Here is a 17,164-nt window from a genome sequence, read left to right as displayed (position 1 = left end):
CAAAGGGCGCCAAAACAGAGATGCCCAGCGGCTGAGAGGATTTCGAGCGCGCAGTCAAGTGCTGCGGCATCGGATTCTAGGATGGCGATTCTCATGTGAACAGGTGCGCTTGTGGAGCGCAGCGACGAGGGTGGTCGATGGCGAGTAAGTCGGTGAATTGATGGGCAACGTCTGTATGATCGAATGCACTTCGACGGCCGAGTCTACGCGAAAGCACTCGACAAAATTGTCAAGAAATGTCAGGCGCGAGAAAGGGGGCTGTGATGCGTTGCGCTGGTTGGGCGACCGTCAATCGACATTTCCACACCCTCGATTTTCTACCGAACCGTAGTATCGACAGCACACCGCACGTATCACCCCATTGCATCCTAGAACCGTCGTTTGAAGCCCCGACGTGGATCTCCTCTAATTAGAGCACGATGTACCCTCAGTTACGATGCTGTTTAAGCCGTTTCTCCACCACCATTTAACAGTATGAATTCCGTGGCCCGGTCATGCCACACCACGCTCTCCACCTGTAATGGCCAACGCCGATCCGCCATGCCTAAAGCGTTCTGCAGCCAACCCTCATAGCCGCCCGGCAAGTCCGATCGCGCGATCCCTTCGCGAGGACACTTCTCGCGCCTTCATAGCCGGCAAAATACATTGTCGTCCGACTGTTCCCTAGCTGGCCTGACGGCTTTGTCACATTGAATAGTCGAATCCGCAAAAGCCTACAGGACACACCGTTGTTCAGAATGCAGACGGATCTTGGGTGAGCTCAGTCAAGCGATGCCAGGAGGCAAAGCGGTCGCCGAGTTGCTCGCGGTAAAGCGATGCGCGTAGTAGATGTCGCTTGAGCGCGAAGTGCTGCCGAATTGGACCGAGGCTCGACAGAAAAGCCTGCGTGCGTTCCGGAGCTCGGAAGCCACGCATCCGACGCTCGCGTTCGCGCGTGGGCTGATGGCTATTTTCGGCCCGATTGTTTAGCCGTGCACTAGCTTTTACGAAGACGTGCTTGACGTTGGCAAGTTCGGGGATCTCGGCCTTTGCCGCCGGATAGCTACGGAGTTGGTCGGTCACGATCTTGCGCGGCACTTCGGGACACGAGGCCAGCACGCGCTTGAAAAACCGCTTGGCTGCAGCCTTGTCGCGACGCTTCTGCCGCAGGATATCAAGCTCGGTGCCATGCTGATCGACTGCTCGCAATAGCAGGTATGGCTCGCCGCGCAGCGTCACGAACACTTCGTCGAGGTGCCAGGTCGAGCCCGGCTTGCGACGCGCGGCCTTGACGCGATGCGCAAAGCCCGCGCCGAACTTGTCGCTCCAGCGCCGGATCGTTTCGTAACTGACGATCACGCCGCGCTCAAACAGCAACTCTTCAATGTCGCGCAGGCTCAACTGAAAGCGAAAATACCAGCGCACAGCACAACTGATGACGGGCGCTGGAAAGCGGTGACCGTGATAAAGCGATTTCGAATTCTTCATCACCTGATCTTACGCGACCGCTCTGGCAATGTGACAAAGCCTCTGTGTGGCGCTCGGGCTGATTGCAAAAGCCACGCTCGGCGTGGTAACCATGTTGGCCAACATTTCGGAAGTGCGGTAGTCGATCGTCCCATGTCGACTTCGGAACGGACGGTGGGGAAGCTCTTCTCACCGTCCAAGTCGGGTCGGTTTGCGACAATCGCCGTCGCTCGCGTGCTTTATTTTCCGTTTTCTGAAGCGCCCCCTTTACACGCCCCGGAATAAATCTGTGTTTCCCTAACAGTTGCACTCAAGCAAACGATCAACAAGCTCATCGCCATTGACAGTGCTCGCGATTCGCTGATACCCAAAGACGGCAACAGTGATTTCGGTACCGACGAGAATCAGGTCAAGGCACGACAGAAATCCCGTAGGTACTCGCAAGAACTCACCAACCGTCTGATCACCCTAACCGACGTCGAATTGGCCACCGTGATGGCCCTGACGACGTATGGCAATCCACAGGGTTCATTTGGCGAGAACGCCAGTTTTGCTGACGTTTTGGACGACGCTGTGGAATTCGTCAGCGAGCACGAGCACGACGAAGTCGTTTCCTATCTCTCAGCAAAACCGCTCTCGCAATATCTTCCAGTTGGGCTGAAGCGCGTCACGACTCGCCTGGGCCCGTATACATTTCGGTCATTTTCCCTGCCGACGAGACCATCCACACCTCGCCCGTTTCCGTCTGAAGACGATGTCTGGGGCAGTGCTGTCACTGGCTGACGGGACGAACGATCAGTTCGCTTTTCACCGATGTCACGCCCGGCACGCCTTGAACCGTCTGCGCGGCCAACGCAGCTTGCGACTGATCGGGAACCCACCCCTGCAAGGTCACCGCGCCGTTGTATGCCCGAACCGAAATACCAGAAGCACTGAGGCCCTTCGTCCGGACCAGCACGTACCGCACTTTCTTCTGCAACTGGCGATTCGCGGCGCGCATGGTTTTGGCGCTGACCGAAGGTGGCGCTACTGGAGCAGCAGTCGTCACACTGCTGCTTTGCGCGTATGCGCTGAGCGTCGTCAGCACGACAAGAGCACCACCGACACATCGGACTGCACGCATTGCATTCATTTGTTTTCTCCTGTTGTCGCGGATAACAAAGTGCTGGACGAGGCTCGACGTTACCCCTTCCAGCGAGACTGGATTAATTGTCGATTTACTCGGTTTTGTAGCTTGTACGCTTACCTTCTGCTGCCTGCCTGTTCAGGTCGTCATACCGCCATCGACGGACAGCGTGGTGCCGGTTACATACGCCGCCTTGTCCGACAGCAGCCATACGACTGCATCCGCCACTTCTTGCGGCTGCCCGATTCGACGCATCGGAATCATGTCATCGAGCAGATGGACATCGCCACCGGTCGAGCGCATATAGTTGGGTGTCTCGGTTGCACCAGGACATACCGCGTTGATGCGGATGTTTTGCCCCGCATATTCCTTCGCGACCGCCTTGGTCAGCCCGACCACCGCGTGCTTGCTCGCCACGTAGTGAGCAATCCCGTTCATGCCACGCAAGCCGAAAATCGATGCGTTGTTGACGATCGTGCCGCCACCGCTCCGCAGCATCGCCTCGACTTGATATTTAACGCCGTAATAGACACCCTTGAAGTTCAGGTCAATCACCCATTCCGACTCTTCAACCGAGGTCTGATCAATTGACTTGAAGTCCGCATGACCACCTGCATTATTGAAAGCAAAATCGAGACGCCCGAAGCGGGACTCGACAAACGAAACAGTGGCCTGATTGTCTTCACGGCGCGAAGCGTCGGCCGTTTTAATTTCTGCACGTCCGCCAGCCTTGACGATTTCGTCCCGTACTGACACGAGCTTGTCTTCGCTGCGGCCTACCAAAACGACTTGCGCGCCCTCGCGTGCCAGAGCCAGGGCAGTTGCGCGCCCCATCCCCGAGCCGCCACCGGTCACGAGCCCAACCTTGTCTTTCATCAACATCCATTTCTCCCCAAGCAAAGCACTCAGCCTTGACTTAACCCGCCTGCACTTCCGTGTCCAGATGACCCATGGCGGCATGCAGATCGCGCCTCAGCACCACCGGAGCCCCGCCATAGGTTTTTTTGTTGACCCACGCCGACAGTGCTGAATCCATATAATCGGCGTGACCCGGAAACCAATCCGTCAACGCCTTCGCAAGCCGCTTGACGTCATGGAGACCAACTTGCCCGACGGCGGCCAGTTCATTGACTTTCTGCACCGCATCGATCACTTTCTGATGCTCATCAAGATGGCAATCCATCGCCGGGAAGTCGGTTTTCTTCATCCAGCTCTTCTCAACATCGAAGTGTGCAAGCAGATGGGACTCCACGGCCTGAAGGCAAGCGAGTGCCGTATGCTGGGTGCAGTCCCCCAGCGCCGAAACGACCTCGACAAATTCCTCATGCGCTTCGTCAATCGGACCATGCCCCAACAGCATGGCATCGCTCCATTCGAGACGTTCCACCGGCTGAGCAGCCTTGCGCGACGGATGATCCGAATGTTCCTGTTGATGAGTCATCTTTACTCTCCTTCGTTGATTCTTCAGGCCACCGGGGACAGCCTTATCTCGCGGCACCGATCAGTACGGCGACCATAACCGCTGGCACCGCGCCGCGATTGCGCCATGCATGCCGGGTTCCGTTTTGAATGACGATGTCGCCCGCTTTCAGATGGCGAATTTCGCCGTCGTCGAGTTCGAGCCACAACTCGCCCGAAACAATGACGTCGTAGTCGACTGACAGCGTCTGGTGCATGCCGGAACCGTCCGCATCGAAGGCTTCCGCCAGCCCCGGCAGATACGCTGCATACTCCGCGCCAGCCGCAGCCGGATCGAATTCGGACGATGTCATGACGCTATCCGGCGGGAACTGCACCACCATCAGGCGTGTGCCGTGCGGATCCGGCACGACCGATTGAATGCGGACCACCGGGTCCTTACCGTCGTTCGGCAAGGACGCAACACCTTGCATGGTTGCCCATGCGAGCGTGGTCTGGAAACCCGGCACTGCGGCATAGTTATGCGTATTGGCCACCGGGCCATCGGAGAGGAATACCGATTTACCGTCTTTCTCTCCAGTTACGACGCGTCTTACCATGGCGTTCTCCCCATTCGCTTGCGTGGCGGTCATTGAACGATAACTACATTGACAAAACCGCCTGCCCGCTTTTCCGCGTTGGCCAAAGCCTCGTTAGCCTGTTCCAGGCTGTAACGGTGATGCTCGAGTACGCTCAGGTCGAGCGTGCCAGCGGCGGCCATGTCCGCCAGATCCTGCCCTTCGGCAACCGAGAACCACAGTGAGCCCAGCAGACTCACTTGCGCGCACATCAATTGATGCAGGTTGACTGGCATCGGGTCGGACATCGCGCCGATTTCAACCAGCTTTCCGCCACGCCGGAGCGACGCAATACAATCCAGCGTGATCTGATGCGAAGCCCCTGGGCCAATCGCATCGACCACGGAGTCCACACCTAAACCGCCGGTTTCAGCGCGAGCCCAGTCAGCCAGCGAACCCGTGCCATACGAGAACGTGCGGATTCGCTGCGGGTCGAGCGCCTGCACGCGCTTCAGCAAGGCCTCATTGCGGGCCACGCAAAGAATCTTGGTCGCGCTCATGGCACGCGCGATCTGCACCGCGCCGAGCCCGAGCGTTCCGCTCGCCCCGCTGATAAGCACGGTTCGTCCCGCGCCCACGCCAGCCTTGCGCAGTCCGGAATAAGCCGTGCCCAGATACCCGAAGCGGGCCGCCTGCTCGAAGCTCACCTGCTCCGGCAGTTTGACCAACCCATCTGCAGGCGCAGTCGCAAATTCACTAAAGCCCCCATACGGATACTGCTCATAAATCTGTTTCGACTTTGGCCCGAAACCGAAATACCCCTGGAAGGTAAAAGCCTCACAGTTGATAGTCTCTCCCATCCGACAGGCGTGACAGGTACCGCAGGACCGACCCGGATTGATATAAACCCGATCACCAGGCGCGATGCCCGTCACCCGCTCGCCCACCTCGGCAACCACACCTGCCGCATCCAACCCGTAAATGGCCGGCAAATCCGGGACCGTCAAATAAGCGCGTTCACCATAATTGCTCATGACGTTGCGCAGATTCGGAACGACCCCGGATGCCTTGACATTCACCAGCACATCAGTTGGGCACAGCAAAGCCGGCCGCGCTATCGTGTCCAGCTGAAAGCGCCCACTCGCGTCGTGTACACGCATCGCGCGCATGTTGTTCTGCATATCCATCCTTGTCTCTCCGCCTGGTTTTAGGAAAAGTCGGCATAAGCTTGAACTGCTGTCCAACTGCTCTTACAGCAGGACGGCCAGTGCACCTTGCCGATACGATTTACGGAATTCACTTCTTTGCGAAATCAAGCGTCGTCACGCACCGAAAGCCACGCAACGACACCTCTAACGCATGGCCAACACGTCAGATCAAACGAACTTAGAAAACGTGCAGGACACCGAGATCCATCACAACCTGCCGGCCACCCGAAGCCGGCCCCGGCGCTAGCGTGATCCAGGCCGATCCACCCGAGGCCTGCTGGAGCGCGATGCCCGAATAAATGCTCGTGCGGCGCGACAGTGAATAGGTCAACGACAACGTTTCCTGATTCGCCTTCTGGTTGCTCAGTACGCTGTTTCCCTTCATGTATTCGTATGCCAGGTTCGCGTGAAAGAACGGGGAGAAAGTCCACGTCAGATCCGTCTCATAGACCGCGACACGTGCGGAATTCGCCGTGTTCTGAGTACTCGTATACATGGCGGCCAACTCTGCCGGGCCGACAATATAGGACGCACCGAGACCGATATTCCGGATACCGGCGTTGCCGTTATCCAGCGAAGGGTATTTGATGTAGGTGTAGGCACCGTTCAGCGCAAGCGCACCCAGGTGATAGTTAAGCCCGAAGCTTTGCCCGCTATCCTCGCCGAATGAGCCTGCCTGGCCACCGAAGCTGTACTGCGCACCGACCGACAGGCCCCCGACCGTCGGGCTCACATACTTGACCGAATTCGGAATGGCTGCGCCAAGCGTGCGGTCAAAATCGAACGAATTGTTCCCCGGGGGGCCATTGGGAATGTTCAACCCGGAAAAGGATCCCTGCCTCAGGCTCATCGAGCTGACGAAGGGGAATGCAGGTCCCCAGTGATCGACGACCATCGAATAGAACATGAAGTCCATCTGGTCACCCATTGTCAAGGTGCCCCATCTGTCGTCCTTAAGCCCTACGTACGTGTCGTGACCGAAAATCCCACCAACCGATTGACCGTTGTTGATGTTGAACATCCCTTCCAGCTTGAATACCGCCTTCAGTCCATTTCCAAGGTCCTCCGACCCTCGCAAGCCGAACAGGTTCGGCGCGGCCTCGCCCGGGTCCGCCAGCCACACGCTGTGCCCCCCCTGATTCGAGGTGTACATCACGCCCGTATCAACAATGCCGTACAGCTCTACATTGCTTTGAGCATGTGCCATTTGTGATAGGGCAAGGCAGCCCAACGCTGCAAAATAAGTAACCTTCACTGAACTCTCCTCAAAATCGCCAAGCGTCTTGCTTATTTTCTTGCTGAAAAGAACTGCCTCAACCAGTTGTCCCAGATATGGCCACAAGACAAATCTGGAAACTCACGGTCGCTCTATGCCCGGCTAGCTACCGGCGTGCGTTTCGCATAAGCCGAGACGACCAGGTATGCTGCAACGGACACAACGAACGTGGAGGGTGCGGAGAACGAGCGAAACGATGCGGATGCTTCCATCATCGCGATGCCTACTGCGACGCCCGCAAACCACGCGACCAGACCGCCAACATTAAAAGTGTGCACATTGCTCAACGTGGAATCGGCAGTATCCTCAGCGAGCTGCCCGGATTTGTCGGACAGAATGTGGGCCATTGCGACAGCCACCCATGCCACGACAAACACCCCCTGATAAGCCAACGCCTCAAACAGCTTCGCGAAAATCCCGGAGAGCATCAGGCCATAAACAACTGCGCCCACCAGAATCGTCCAGACATATTTTGGGAAATTCAGACCTAGCGTGCGCTGGAAGAAGGCGTGCGTATTGATCGTCGCCAGGTAGTAGTTAGCAGTATTGATGCGCGTCTGCGTCACCAGCAGGAACCCGAAGCCCCACACGCCCATCAGCTTGAGCAGCGCCAGAACCACCGAGACCTCCGACGGTGCGCCATTGCCTGGAATCGTGCTGACCAGAAAGATCCCGATCAGGCCATTGATCACGAAGGCCATGGTCCAGAACGGCGCGCCGAAATTGAACGTCCCGTGATAACGCGCGTCGGCCTTCTTGCCGAAGCGCGCAAAATCAAAGGCGGCCATCATGAATACCCAGACGCCCATGTAGTAAACAAAGCAATCCCACCACCCAGTCGACGGTGCCTTCGACGGACCGAAATGGAGCCATGCGGAGCTGGCCCCATACGTGTGGGCCGTCATGACCACGGCGGCTATCAATCCAATGATGTAGAACGGCAGCAGAACTCCATTGAGTTTGTCGAGCCAGTTCTGGACGCTTCCGAACACGAGCGGAACGCTATAGATCACAACGATCAGAGCCGCGACTGGATATGAGATGCTCGGAAAGAGCGCATTCATCGCGACCGCAATCACCGAACTCTCAAACACGGCGTAGTAGATAACTGTCGCCGCCAGGATCAGTGTCGCCAGCGCCGCGCCCGCACTGCCAAAAAGCACCCGGGAAAACAGCGAAACAGAAAGCCCAGTTTTGATCGCGTATCGGGTCAGCACAAAATTGACCACCGAATAGACGAGCACCGACAGAACCATACCGATAACGGCATTGGCAGTTCCGTAGAAAAGCGCGAGGGACGCGCCAATGATCAGGTAGACCATGGCACTGCACAGCGACCACCATGCCATCGTCAACGCGAATTTCGGCATACGCGCCTGATCGGGAATTCGAGCGGTCGAAAGATCTACCTCATCTACTACGATTGGTTCAATAGCTCCAGCCATGGCAATCCTCTTAGCTAAAAACTTAAGTCTTACAAATAGTTAGGTTAACTAAATACAAATTTTGTTCCGCCCTCTTTGATTCCACATCGCCGTTTCGAACGCGGTGCTCAGCGCGGTTGCGTTCGGCGCACTCGCATGCAATGCACGTGACGATCACCCCATCTACCGACAAACCCGACCACGGGTAAACCACAGCATCACGTCGCCTTCGACCGGCAACTGCCCAGCCAGCGTCTTTCAGCAAGGCAATCCCAAGACGATCAGATGCCCATCAACTTACAATCCATCCAATGACGAGCGAAGATTGATTGAAAATAAATTGACTGTCAATTAATGTTTTCGTAGTCTTCGTTCACAGCATCGGTCCAACTGTCGCCGGCGGCCAGGTCGAGCGCGGAAGGACTGTGCGTTTCAAGATCGTTCGTGCCTCGTCACGAGTCCCCTTTTACACAGCAGGAGTAGTCACAATGAGCGACACGCCAATCGTCCGCCGGCGCACCACCGGCGCTCGTCTGAACGAAATCAGCGACGCCCGCGTCAACGACGCCAAGGTTCAAAGCCAATATCAGCCGTACAAGGACGCGGAATGGGGTTTCATCAATCACTGGTATCCGGCGCTGTTCAGCAAGGAATTGCCGGAAGATGCTGTTGAAGGCATCCAGATCTGTGGCGTGCCCATCGTGCTGCGCCGGGTTGACGGCAAGATCTACGCGCTGAAAGATCAGTGCATTCACCGTGGCGTGCGCCTGTCGGCCAAGCCGATGTGCCTGACCAAGGACACCATCAGCTGCTGGTACCACGGGTTTACGTACGATCTGGAAACGGGCAATCTCGCGACCATCGCGGGAAATCCGGACGACAAGCTGATCGGCACCACGGCGGTGACCACCTATCCGGTCCAGGAACTCGCCGGGATGATCTTCGTGTTCGTGCGCGAGGACGACTATCCGGACGCAGACGTTCCGCCGCTGGCGCACGACCTGCCGATCCGCTTCCCCGAAAGCGACGAGCGCTTCCCTCACCCGCTGTGGCCGTCGGCACCGAGCCTGATGGACGAGAACGTCGTTGCCTACGGCATGCACCGTACCGGCTTTGCAAACTGGCGTATTGCCTGTGAGAACGGTTTCGACAACGCGCACATCCTGGTCCACAAGGACAACGCCATCATTCACGCGAAGGATTGGGTGCTGCCGCTCGGTATCGTACCCACCGCGGAAGACTGCATCACCACCGTGGAAGACGAAAACGGTCCGAAGGGGATGGTGCAGTGGCTCTTCACCGAGAAGTGGAATCCGATTCTCGAAAATGCGCGCGTCGATCTGAAGGTCGAGAATCTCAACTCCCGTCCCTATCGCACGTCCGTCTTCATGCCTGGCGTGCTGATGGTGGAAAACTGGCCAGAAGAGCATGTGGTCCAGTTCGAATGGTATGTCCCGGTCACCGACGATACCTACGAGTACTGGGAAATCCTGGCGAAGGTGTGCAACACCGAAAAGGAACGCAAGGACTACACGTACCGCTACGAATATCTGTTCAAGCCCCTCGCGCTCCACGGCTTCAACAATTGCGACCTGTATGCCCGCGAGGCCATGCAAGATTTCTATGCCGACGGTACCGGCTGGGATAACGAGCAGTTGGTGTCAACGGACGTTTCCCCGATCACCTGGCGCAAGCTCGCATCGCGCTGGAATCGGGGCATTGCGAAACCCGGACGTGGCGTAGACGGCGCGGTCAAGGCGTCGAGCATTCGCATGAAGAAGACGGCCGAAGGCAAGAAGCCGGCTTACTTCGTCGAAAAGATCGACGAAAACGACTACAAGTAATTCAGCATCATCCAAGGTTTCCGAATGTCTACCGTTAGAAACGTTACTTTTAGCTTCCGTGACGGGAAAGCGACATCGGTTGCCGTGCAGCAGGGCGAGAGCGTGCTTGATGCCGCTCTCGCCGCCGGTATCCCTGTCATCCATCAGTGCCGCTCAGGTTCATGCTCGAGCTGTGTGGCCAAGCTGGTGGAAGGCCGGGCCGGTATGCGCGCCGGTGCCAGTTCAACACTATTACGCAGTGAGGTCGACGCCGGCGAGCGCCTGTTATGCCTGACCGAACCTGAAACCGATTGCACATTTGCACTGAACTACGTGAGCGACGCCGGTACCGTCAAGGCGGTGAAGGCACATGCCTTCGTCGACAGCGTGGAACAGGTGGCATCCAATGTCGTGCGTCTGAAGCTCGAGTTGGCCGAAGGCGCCTGGCTCGATTTCAAGCCGGGCCAATTCATCCAGGTGCGCGTACCCGGTACGGATGTCATGCGCAGCTATTCGCCAGCAAGCACAGCAGCCGACCTGCCCAGGATCGAGCTTCTCGTTCGCCTTCTAGAAGACGGTGTCATGTCCACGTGGCTACGCGAGCGCGCCCAACCCGACGACGTCCTGGAAATCGAAGGACCGTTCGGCAATTTCTTTCTGCGTGAAAAGGTGTCCGCGCCTCACATCATGGTGGCAGGCGGTACCGGTCTCGCACCGATCCTGTCGATGATCGACACCCTGCGCCGCGCACCTGGGCGAAAGCCTCCGATTCTCCTCAGCTTCGGCTGCGCGACGCCGGATCAGCTGTTCTGCATGGACGACATCGCGTTGCGCAAGCATTGGCTGCCGATGCTCGCTGCACGTGTCTCGGTTGATCGCGATGCAAGTGGCGATCTGCTTGCCGGCAATCCAGTGGATGCGATCCGCGAAGGCGATGTCGCGCACCCGGATGCTGTTGCATACCTCTGCGGACCGCCGCGCATGATCGAGGCGGCAACGCTCAGGCTCACACACCTGGGACTACGACCGGAAAACATCTACGCGGAGCAGTTCGCCCCATCGAACTAATCCTGTATTGCAACAGAACCAAGAGGTAGCACCCGTGGTCACAACCACCCCTTTGCCGTTTTCCCCCGAGCAGCAGGCCTGGTACGAACAAGCCTGCGCAAAGCTAAATTCGCGGCGCTTGCAGAAACTCCTGTTCGATCTGACGAACATTCACAGCCCGACGGGTGCTGCGCGTGAGGCCAGCCAGTTTATGGCCGACTACCTGTCGAAAGCTGGAATGACGGCAAGCTATCGCCCGATGAACGCTCAGTCGGGCAACATCGTCGCGGAAAAACGGGGCAGCGGCGGAGGCGCATCCCTGATGCTGTATTCGCCGATCGACACGCACCTCGAAAGCGACGAAAGCGATAGGCCGTGGGTCGGCCCCAGCCACTACGTCGATCTCCACCCCAAGGCTCGCATGCAGGACGACTGGGTTTTCGGCCTGGGCGCCTCAAACCCCAAAGGCATGATCGCAACCTTGACCGAAGTGGCGACCGCCTTGATCGAAGCAGAAGTGCCGCTGACCGGTGACCTGATCGTCGCCATGGCGGACGGCGGCATGCCCGTCGATCTGGCCGGGCGCGACCATGCGGGCATGTCGTCTGGCGTGACCCACCTGTTGAGCCGTGGCGTGGCACCGGATTTCGCCATCGTCATGAAACCGTGGAACTGGGTTTATCACGAAGAACCCGGCATGGGCTGGTTCAAGCTGAAGGTCAAGGGCACCCTCGGTTATGCGGGGGTGCCGCGTGGCACACCGGGTTTCCGCAGCTCGGTCGTCCCGGCCGCGCACGTCATCCTCGAACTCGAGAAATGGCTGATCGACTATGCCGAACGCAATACTTCCGGTGTCGTCAAGCCGCATGGCTGGATCTCCGGCGTGCGCGCCGGCTGGCCGGAACGGCCAGCGTTCCCATCTGCCGTAACCGAGATTTTCTTCGATATCCGAATCAATCCTCGCACCAGCCCGGGGGACGTCAAGGCCCAGTTCGCCCAGTTCATTGAAGTGCTGCGCCAACGTCATCCCGAATTCGATCTCGACTGGGAAATGGTTGGTTCGGTGCCAGGCGGAACGACCTCCCCGTCGAACTGGATCATTCAATCAGCACTGCGCGGTTGGGAACATATCGAGCAGCGCCTCCATCTCACGCCCGATTTCCTCGGCGGGCAAACCGATGGTGCGGCACTGCGCCGATTTGGCATTCCTACCGCACGCATCGGCTGGCCGTGGCCGGCAGAAGGCTCGCCTGAACCGCTCGCTGAAGGCATGGGCGGAATGGGCGCGACCTATATCCCCGATCTGATGCCCTGCGCGCAAAAGATCATGTACGCGGTCATCGATACGCTTACGCGCAAGCGGGCAGAACTCGGACTTTGATTGTCGAATCGGCGCCCGCTCATCCTGCTGAACTGGGACGACGCGGCGCATTTCGGCTTTTTCAACATAAAGCTGGATTGAGCATGTCAAATACAGACCTGCATTACCTTGGCGTAAAAGAAATCGCACGCATGATTCGTGCGCGAGAAATTTCGCCGGTTGAAGTCACGGCCAGGCTCCTCGCTCGGATTGAAAAGCTCGATGAATCGCTCCACAGCTACGCGCTGGTCATGCGTGAGCAAGCGTTGGCTCAAGCACAGGAAGCCGAACGCCAGTTGCTTTCCGGAGGGCCGATCGGACCGCTACATGGTGTTCCGATCGCGGTCAAAGACCTGTACTGGGTGGCGGGCTTCCCGACGGCAGCGGGTACGACCATCCACAAGAATTTCATCCCGTCGACCGATTCCACCGCAGTCAGAAGGCTTCGGGAAGCTGGAGCCATCTTACTAGGCAAGCTCCAGCTGACCGAGGGTGCCTTTGCGACGCATCACCCCAGCATTCCCGATCCTGTCAATCCATGGCATCCGAATCATTGGTCCGGCGCATCGTCGAGTGGTTCGGGCGTAGCCACCGCAGCGGGCCTTTGCTATGCCTCGCTCGGCACGGATACCGGCGGCTCGATCCGATTCCCTGCTGCAGCGAATGGCCTGACGGGTATCAAGCCCACCTGGGGGTGTGTTAGCCGCTACGGCGTATTTGAACTCGGCGCTAGTTTGGACCATCCTGGCCCGATCGCCCGCAATGCAGTCGATGCCGCTCTGCTGCTTGGGATTATCGCCGGCAACGATCCGCTCGATCCGACCACGCTGCCGGAAACCCGGCTCGATCTGCCCGAATCCGGCCACGATCTGCGCGGACTTAAAATCGGCATCGATCACGCGTGGAACAGCCGTGGGACCGACGATGTCATCGTCCGGGCGCTCGAACAAGTCGTGAATACCGTCAAAAATCTAGGTGGGGAGATTCAGGAAATTTGTTTCCCCGAAGTGCGCACCGTGGTCGATGAATGGCAGGTCAACTGCGGGGTTGAAGTTGCCGTCGCGCACGCCGACACCTACCCGCGGCTCGCTAGCGAATATGGTCCGGCCTTGACCCGCTTGATCGAGCTTGGCCGCGACACCAGCGGTATGCGTTATCAGGAGGTTCTGCTGAAGCGCGCAGCCTTGCGCGGGAAGGTGACCAAACTCATGAGCGACATCGATCTGCTGATCGTCCCGGTACAACCGTTCGCGGCGCCAACGCATGAGCAGCTCGGCGCGTTGGCGCAAGATCCCGAACTGAACGCCCGCTTGATTCAGTACACAGCGCCATTCAACTCAAGCGGGCACCCGACGATTACGCTGCCGTGCGGGTTCACGGAAGGCGGGATGCCAATCGGCTTCCAGTTTGTTGCCCAGCACGGTGCAGAAGCGCTGCTGTGTCGTGCCGGCATGGCGTTCCAGCAGGCAACCCATTGGCATCAGCAAAACCCGGGACTCTGATCGCGCCCCAGGTTCCCAGGTTAAGAGGACGCCGCGCGAAGCCAGCCCGGCCGTCCACTAATCACTCTGGCCGTTTTTTTGAAACCTTCTTTGGCGGCTCTGCGACAACCGGCGTAATCGTCGCGCAATCTCTCGCTGCTTCCTCGTAGATCCCCGTCAAAAGCGACATAAATCGAGCGCCCTTTTCGAATTTCTCTTCGACGTCGTTAATATCCTCTAGGCGCTTTAGCAAGAGCTCATGCCTGACCTTATAGTATTCGTCGGTCAGCTTGACGCCCAACTCGCTAGCATTGTAGGCAAAGGTCTTACTGTTATTTTCCCGTTGCTTCTCGATCAGTCCTGCCGTCTCGAGTTTTCTCAGGCTGTATTGAATGTTGGGAATATCGTCGCGATTCATCAAACGCGCGATGGTGGAACTATTCTTCGGTCGATCCTGCATACGGATCACGTGCAAGATGAAATGTTCCTGATATTTGAGGTCCACATCGGCCGTGATGGTAACCATGCCATTCGCAAGTACCCAGCGCGAAAACGTCTCAAAAAAACGGATCAATGACCACTCAAACTCGGTAATTTTATATTCCATATCCGATTTGGCGAGATGCCACGTGCGATAGAATTTCGACTCCATGCTGTAACTCGCCTTAAAAATTTCGATTACGTTTCCGGACACGCCGTCAGGCGTTTCCACACTTCCCAAGGATGCACATGGAGCGTCCTGGAACAGAGCCGACATTTTACGAAGACCGTCGGCATATCAACCGCAGGACGACCATCTTCACTAGGCCTCGGGTTCGCCTCTTGTTGCTGCAACCACCCACCGACGCCCGCTCGGGCCCAGATCACACGGATCGCTGTCCGCTGTCCCTGACACTAGTCGGATGGCCACGTCAGAGAGCACTCGCGCCCAACGAAAGCAATGACCGAATCTTACGGTAAAACTGGAATACGACCTGCCAAACGTTGATCTTCAATCGGCTTTAAGTCGACAGTCTACCAATCTTGTGCAGAAAGAATAGGCGCGGCGCCTAACCTCCGTTGCCGTGACAGTGCAGACCGAATGGAAAAGCCCGACTCAAAGGCGAGCTGGCCCGAAGGCGTAAGTGGGAATGGAGGCCCCAGCTGTCCTGCACCAAAGAACAGACCGGAAGGACGCCGCGGCAATAGGCATACAGAAAATTGAGGGCGCGGCAGTAAAGCCACATGCCCATGCGGTAGACGATCTGCTTAACTAACCATGGCAACGTCGACTGGTATGGCGGCGATCAGGGGCTTGTGCCTGACGAGGTTGGGATCGCCCCGAAGAACAAGGTGCCATCACAATGCTCGCCAGCGTGTTCGGAAATCAGGTTCGCTCTAGCGGAAGAGGGCCGAGCCCGAGCAGCGTGAGCCAGCACGCATGGTACTGACTGGTCATCAACTCACGCGGACTTTTGCCGTTCCGTTCAGCCCGGCCGCTGCGTACGAAGCGCCGATGATTCAGGATCGATCCTGGCTTCGAGCTTCTGGCGCCGTGCGCGAGCTCCCCAGGCGAGGTTGCCCGGCGTGTTGGCGAGCGCCTCACACTGGCGCTGGATGTGAAACACATCGCCATGGCACGGTATGTCGCCCAGGCAGCCTTCTGTCCCGCGCGTAGACGAACTTGCGACTCACGCCGAGCCTCGCCGACAGTTCGCTGATCGTTTCCGACCCGCCAACGCCTGAACGGCCAGTTTCTTGTGCTCATTCTCACGCACACTCGCTGCCACGCTGGTGGACCGATTGATGCTCGCGAAGCTGACGCAGAACCTTGCCGAGAACAACCGCCGCCTAGGTGTTCAGACCGGCCGCAGGCTCGTCGATCATCGAAAGCGTGGGTCTTGCCGCGAGCGCCAACGCCACCGCGAGCAGGCTGCAGGTCGCCACATGAGAGCAGGTAAGACGCCGTTGATCAGTCATTGCGAAAGGATGTCCATTAGATCGAGCCAGCCGAAGTCAACGGGGGGCGGTAAGAAGGCATCCGAACAAGGGAGCCCGCTGGGTCAAAGAGAAATATCTCAAGACCCGGGGTGCCCGGAACTGGGTATTTGCCGCCACAGAAAAGCAAGAAGATGGAACGCAACGCGAGCTCGCCCTGCTACAAGAATCGGATACGCCAATCCATCGGCATATCAAGATCAGAGCCAACGCCAATCCGCACGACCCAGAATGGGAGCATTACTTCGAGTCCCGATGGGCCACGAAAATGCAGAACTCATCAAAAGGACGTGCGAAGTTTTACCGTGTCTGGCGAAGGCAGGATGGCATGTGTTCGACCTGCCAGGAACCAATCACAAAGCGCACCCCTTGGGGTGTTCGTCACATTGTGAAAAGAGCCGAAGGCGGGTCGGATGCAACAGGCAACCTTCAGATGCACCATCTCAATTGCCGTAGAAATTATTAGTCTGCCGGAACTACCGTTGTGAAACCGGGTGTCGAAAGATGCCTTTGCAGAGGCTTGAGCCGTGTGGATCGAAAGACCCATGCACGGTTCTGAAGATGGGGCATGTCACCCGGACAAGATTCCGGCGCAACGCGCATGCAGGATAGGGCTGGCGAACCGCCAGCGGATAGAAGGTTGTAAGACGTTGGATCATCTTACGAGCGCCACGACGGCTTCAGGCGGGGACGTGAATTCGATTGCAGCAATTACTGGGCGACGTGGAATGCGCCTGTATGTTGGTGAGCGCAATACCGCGCGCTCACCAACATACGCCAGCATATCGCCTCTTCCCAGTGTCAAGGGTTCGCTACGCCAGGCTTCAGGGCCGGAGCGTCAAAAGTCGTTTACTTTCAATGGACAGGATGAGGGGGTTGTAAACAACAGGCGCGCGCTTGTGATTACCCACTATTTTCACGCCCCAACCAGTACCCGATCTGGATGTCGACAAGCCGATGCATGCCGCGCCAGATGACCTTATTGCCGGGCGGAGGATCATTGGCGCGCGCGAGATAGCC

At 57.8% G+C, this 17,164-nt stretch carries 16 protein-coding genes; 6 read left to right on the top strand and 10 right to left on the bottom strand.

Annotated elements, in window-relative coordinates; genetic code table 11:
- Positions 1-732 precede the first annotated feature (732 nt).
- The gene (locus GNZ12_RS03160; RefSeq protein ID WP_172308959.1) at positions 733-1,467 is read right to left on the bottom strand and encodes an IS6 family transposase; all 735 of its coding nucleotides are present in this window, start codon (positions 1,465-1,467) and stop codon (positions 733-735) included.
- 474 nt (positions 1,468-1,941) lie between these two features.
- Here GNZ12_RS03160 and GNZ12_RS03155 point away from each other — a divergent pair, with 474 nt between their 5' ends.
- Positions 1,942-2,229, top strand: coding sequence for a hypothetical protein (locus GNZ12_RS03155; protein ID WP_172308958.1), 288 nt, complete (start codon positions 1,942-1,944; stop codon positions 2,227-2,229).
- Here the strand turns inward: GNZ12_RS03155 and GNZ12_RS03150 are convergent.
- From GNZ12_RS03150 to GNZ12_RS03120, 7 genes are all read right to left on the bottom strand, one after another.
- Complete coding sequence (locus GNZ12_RS03150; protein WP_172308957.1) at positions 2,219-2,578, bottom strand: BON domain-containing protein; 360 nt, start codon at positions 2,576-2,578, stop codon at positions 2,219-2,221. The two genes, GNZ12_RS03155 and GNZ12_RS03150, sit on opposite strands and share 11 nt — an antisense overlap.
- Before the next feature lie 132 nt (positions 2,579-2,710).
- Entirely contained in the window at positions 2,711-3,532 is an 822-nt protein-coding gene (locus GNZ12_RS03145) for an SDR family NAD(P)-dependent oxidoreductase (protein ID WP_235993565.1), read from the bottom strand.
- On the bottom strand, positions 3,489-4,013 hold the full coding sequence (locus tag GNZ12_RS03140) for a bacteriohemerythrin (protein ID WP_235993563.1): 525 nt from the start codon (positions 4,011-4,013) through the stop codon (positions 3,489-3,491). The genes GNZ12_RS03145 and GNZ12_RS03140 overlap by 44 nt, the downstream gene beginning before the upstream one ends.
- Positions 4,014-4,056: 43 nt before the next feature.
- Positions 4,057-4,590: a cupin domain-containing protein gene (locus GNZ12_RS03135; protein ID WP_172308956.1), complete on the bottom strand. Its 534-nt coding sequence runs from the start codon at positions 4,588-4,590 to the stop codon at positions 4,057-4,059.
- Between the two features lie 29 nt (positions 4,591-4,619).
- Entirely contained in the window at positions 4,620-5,735 is a 1,116-nt protein-coding gene (locus GNZ12_RS03130; RefSeq protein ID WP_235993561.1) for an alcohol dehydrogenase catalytic domain-containing protein, read from the bottom strand.
- A 199-nt stretch (positions 5,736-5,934) separates the two neighbouring features.
- Positions 5,935-7,011: a porin gene (locus GNZ12_RS03125; protein ID WP_328805940.1), complete on the bottom strand. Its 1,077-nt coding sequence runs from the start codon at positions 7,009-7,011 to the stop codon at positions 5,935-5,937.
- Between the two features lie 113 nt (positions 7,012-7,124).
- Positions 7,125-8,477 carry a purine-cytosine permease family protein gene (locus GNZ12_RS03120; protein ID WP_172308955.1) on the bottom strand — a complete coding sequence of 451 codons (1,353 nt, stop codon included), beginning with the start codon at positions 8,475-8,477 and terminating at the stop codon, positions 7,125-7,127.
- Between the two features lie 467 nt (positions 8,478-8,944).
- Between GNZ12_RS03120 and GNZ12_RS03115 the strand changes: the two genes are divergently transcribed.
- From GNZ12_RS03115 to GNZ12_RS03100, 4 genes are all read left to right on the top strand, one after another.
- Complete coding sequence (locus GNZ12_RS03115) at positions 8,945-10,300, top strand: Rieske 2Fe-2S domain-containing protein (RefSeq protein WP_172308954.1); 1,356 nt, start codon at positions 8,945-8,947, stop codon at positions 10,298-10,300.
- Positions 10,301-10,324: 24 nt separating this feature from the next.
- Entirely contained in the window at positions 10,325-11,347 is a 1,023-nt protein-coding gene (locus GNZ12_RS03110; RefSeq protein ID WP_172308953.1) for an FAD-binding oxidoreductase, read from the top strand.
- Between the two features lie 34 nt (positions 11,348-11,381).
- The gene (locus GNZ12_RS03105; RefSeq protein WP_172308952.1) at positions 11,382-12,707 is read left to right on the top strand and encodes a M20 family metallopeptidase; all 1,326 of its coding nucleotides are present in this window, start codon (positions 11,382-11,384) and stop codon (positions 12,705-12,707) included.
- A gap of 83 nt (positions 12,708-12,790) precedes the next feature.
- Positions 12,791-14,188 carry an amidase gene (locus GNZ12_RS03100; protein ID WP_172308951.1) on the top strand — a complete coding sequence of 466 codons (1,398 nt, stop codon included), beginning with the start codon at positions 12,791-12,793 and terminating at the stop codon, positions 14,186-14,188.
- Between the two features lie 61 nt (positions 14,189-14,249).
- On the opposite strand, the gene GNZ12_RS03095 is transcribed toward GNZ12_RS03100, so the two are convergent.
- Together GNZ12_RS03095 and GNZ12_RS44950 are read right to left on the bottom strand one after the other, a co-directional pair.
- Positions 14,250-14,819, bottom strand: a complete 570-nt coding sequence (locus GNZ12_RS03095; protein WP_172308950.1) for a winged helix DNA-binding protein — start codon at positions 14,817-14,819, stop codon at positions 14,250-14,252.
- Positions 14,820-15,997: 1,178 nt separating this feature from the next.
- On the bottom strand, positions 15,998-16,126 hold the full coding sequence (locus GNZ12_RS44950) for a hypothetical protein (protein WP_268959004.1): 129 nt from the start codon (positions 16,124-16,126) through the stop codon (positions 15,998-16,000).
- A 286-nt stretch (positions 16,127-16,412) separates the two neighbouring features.
- Between GNZ12_RS44950 and GNZ12_RS45470 the strand changes: the two genes are divergently transcribed.
- Positions 16,413-16,610, top strand: coding sequence for an HNH endonuclease (locus GNZ12_RS45470; RefSeq protein WP_216673083.1), 198 nt, complete (start codon positions 16,413-16,415; stop codon positions 16,608-16,610).
- Positions 16,611-17,164 lie beyond the last annotated feature (554 nt).

The sequence above is a fragment of the Paraburkholderia solitsugae genome (genome assembly GCF_013177695.1).
Lineage (GTDB): Bacteria > Pseudomonadota > Gammaproteobacteria > Burkholderiales > Burkholderiaceae > Paraburkholderia > Paraburkholderia solitsugae.
Note: the sequence above shows the minus strand (reverse complement) of the source record. Positions and strands in the feature narration are given on the sequence as shown.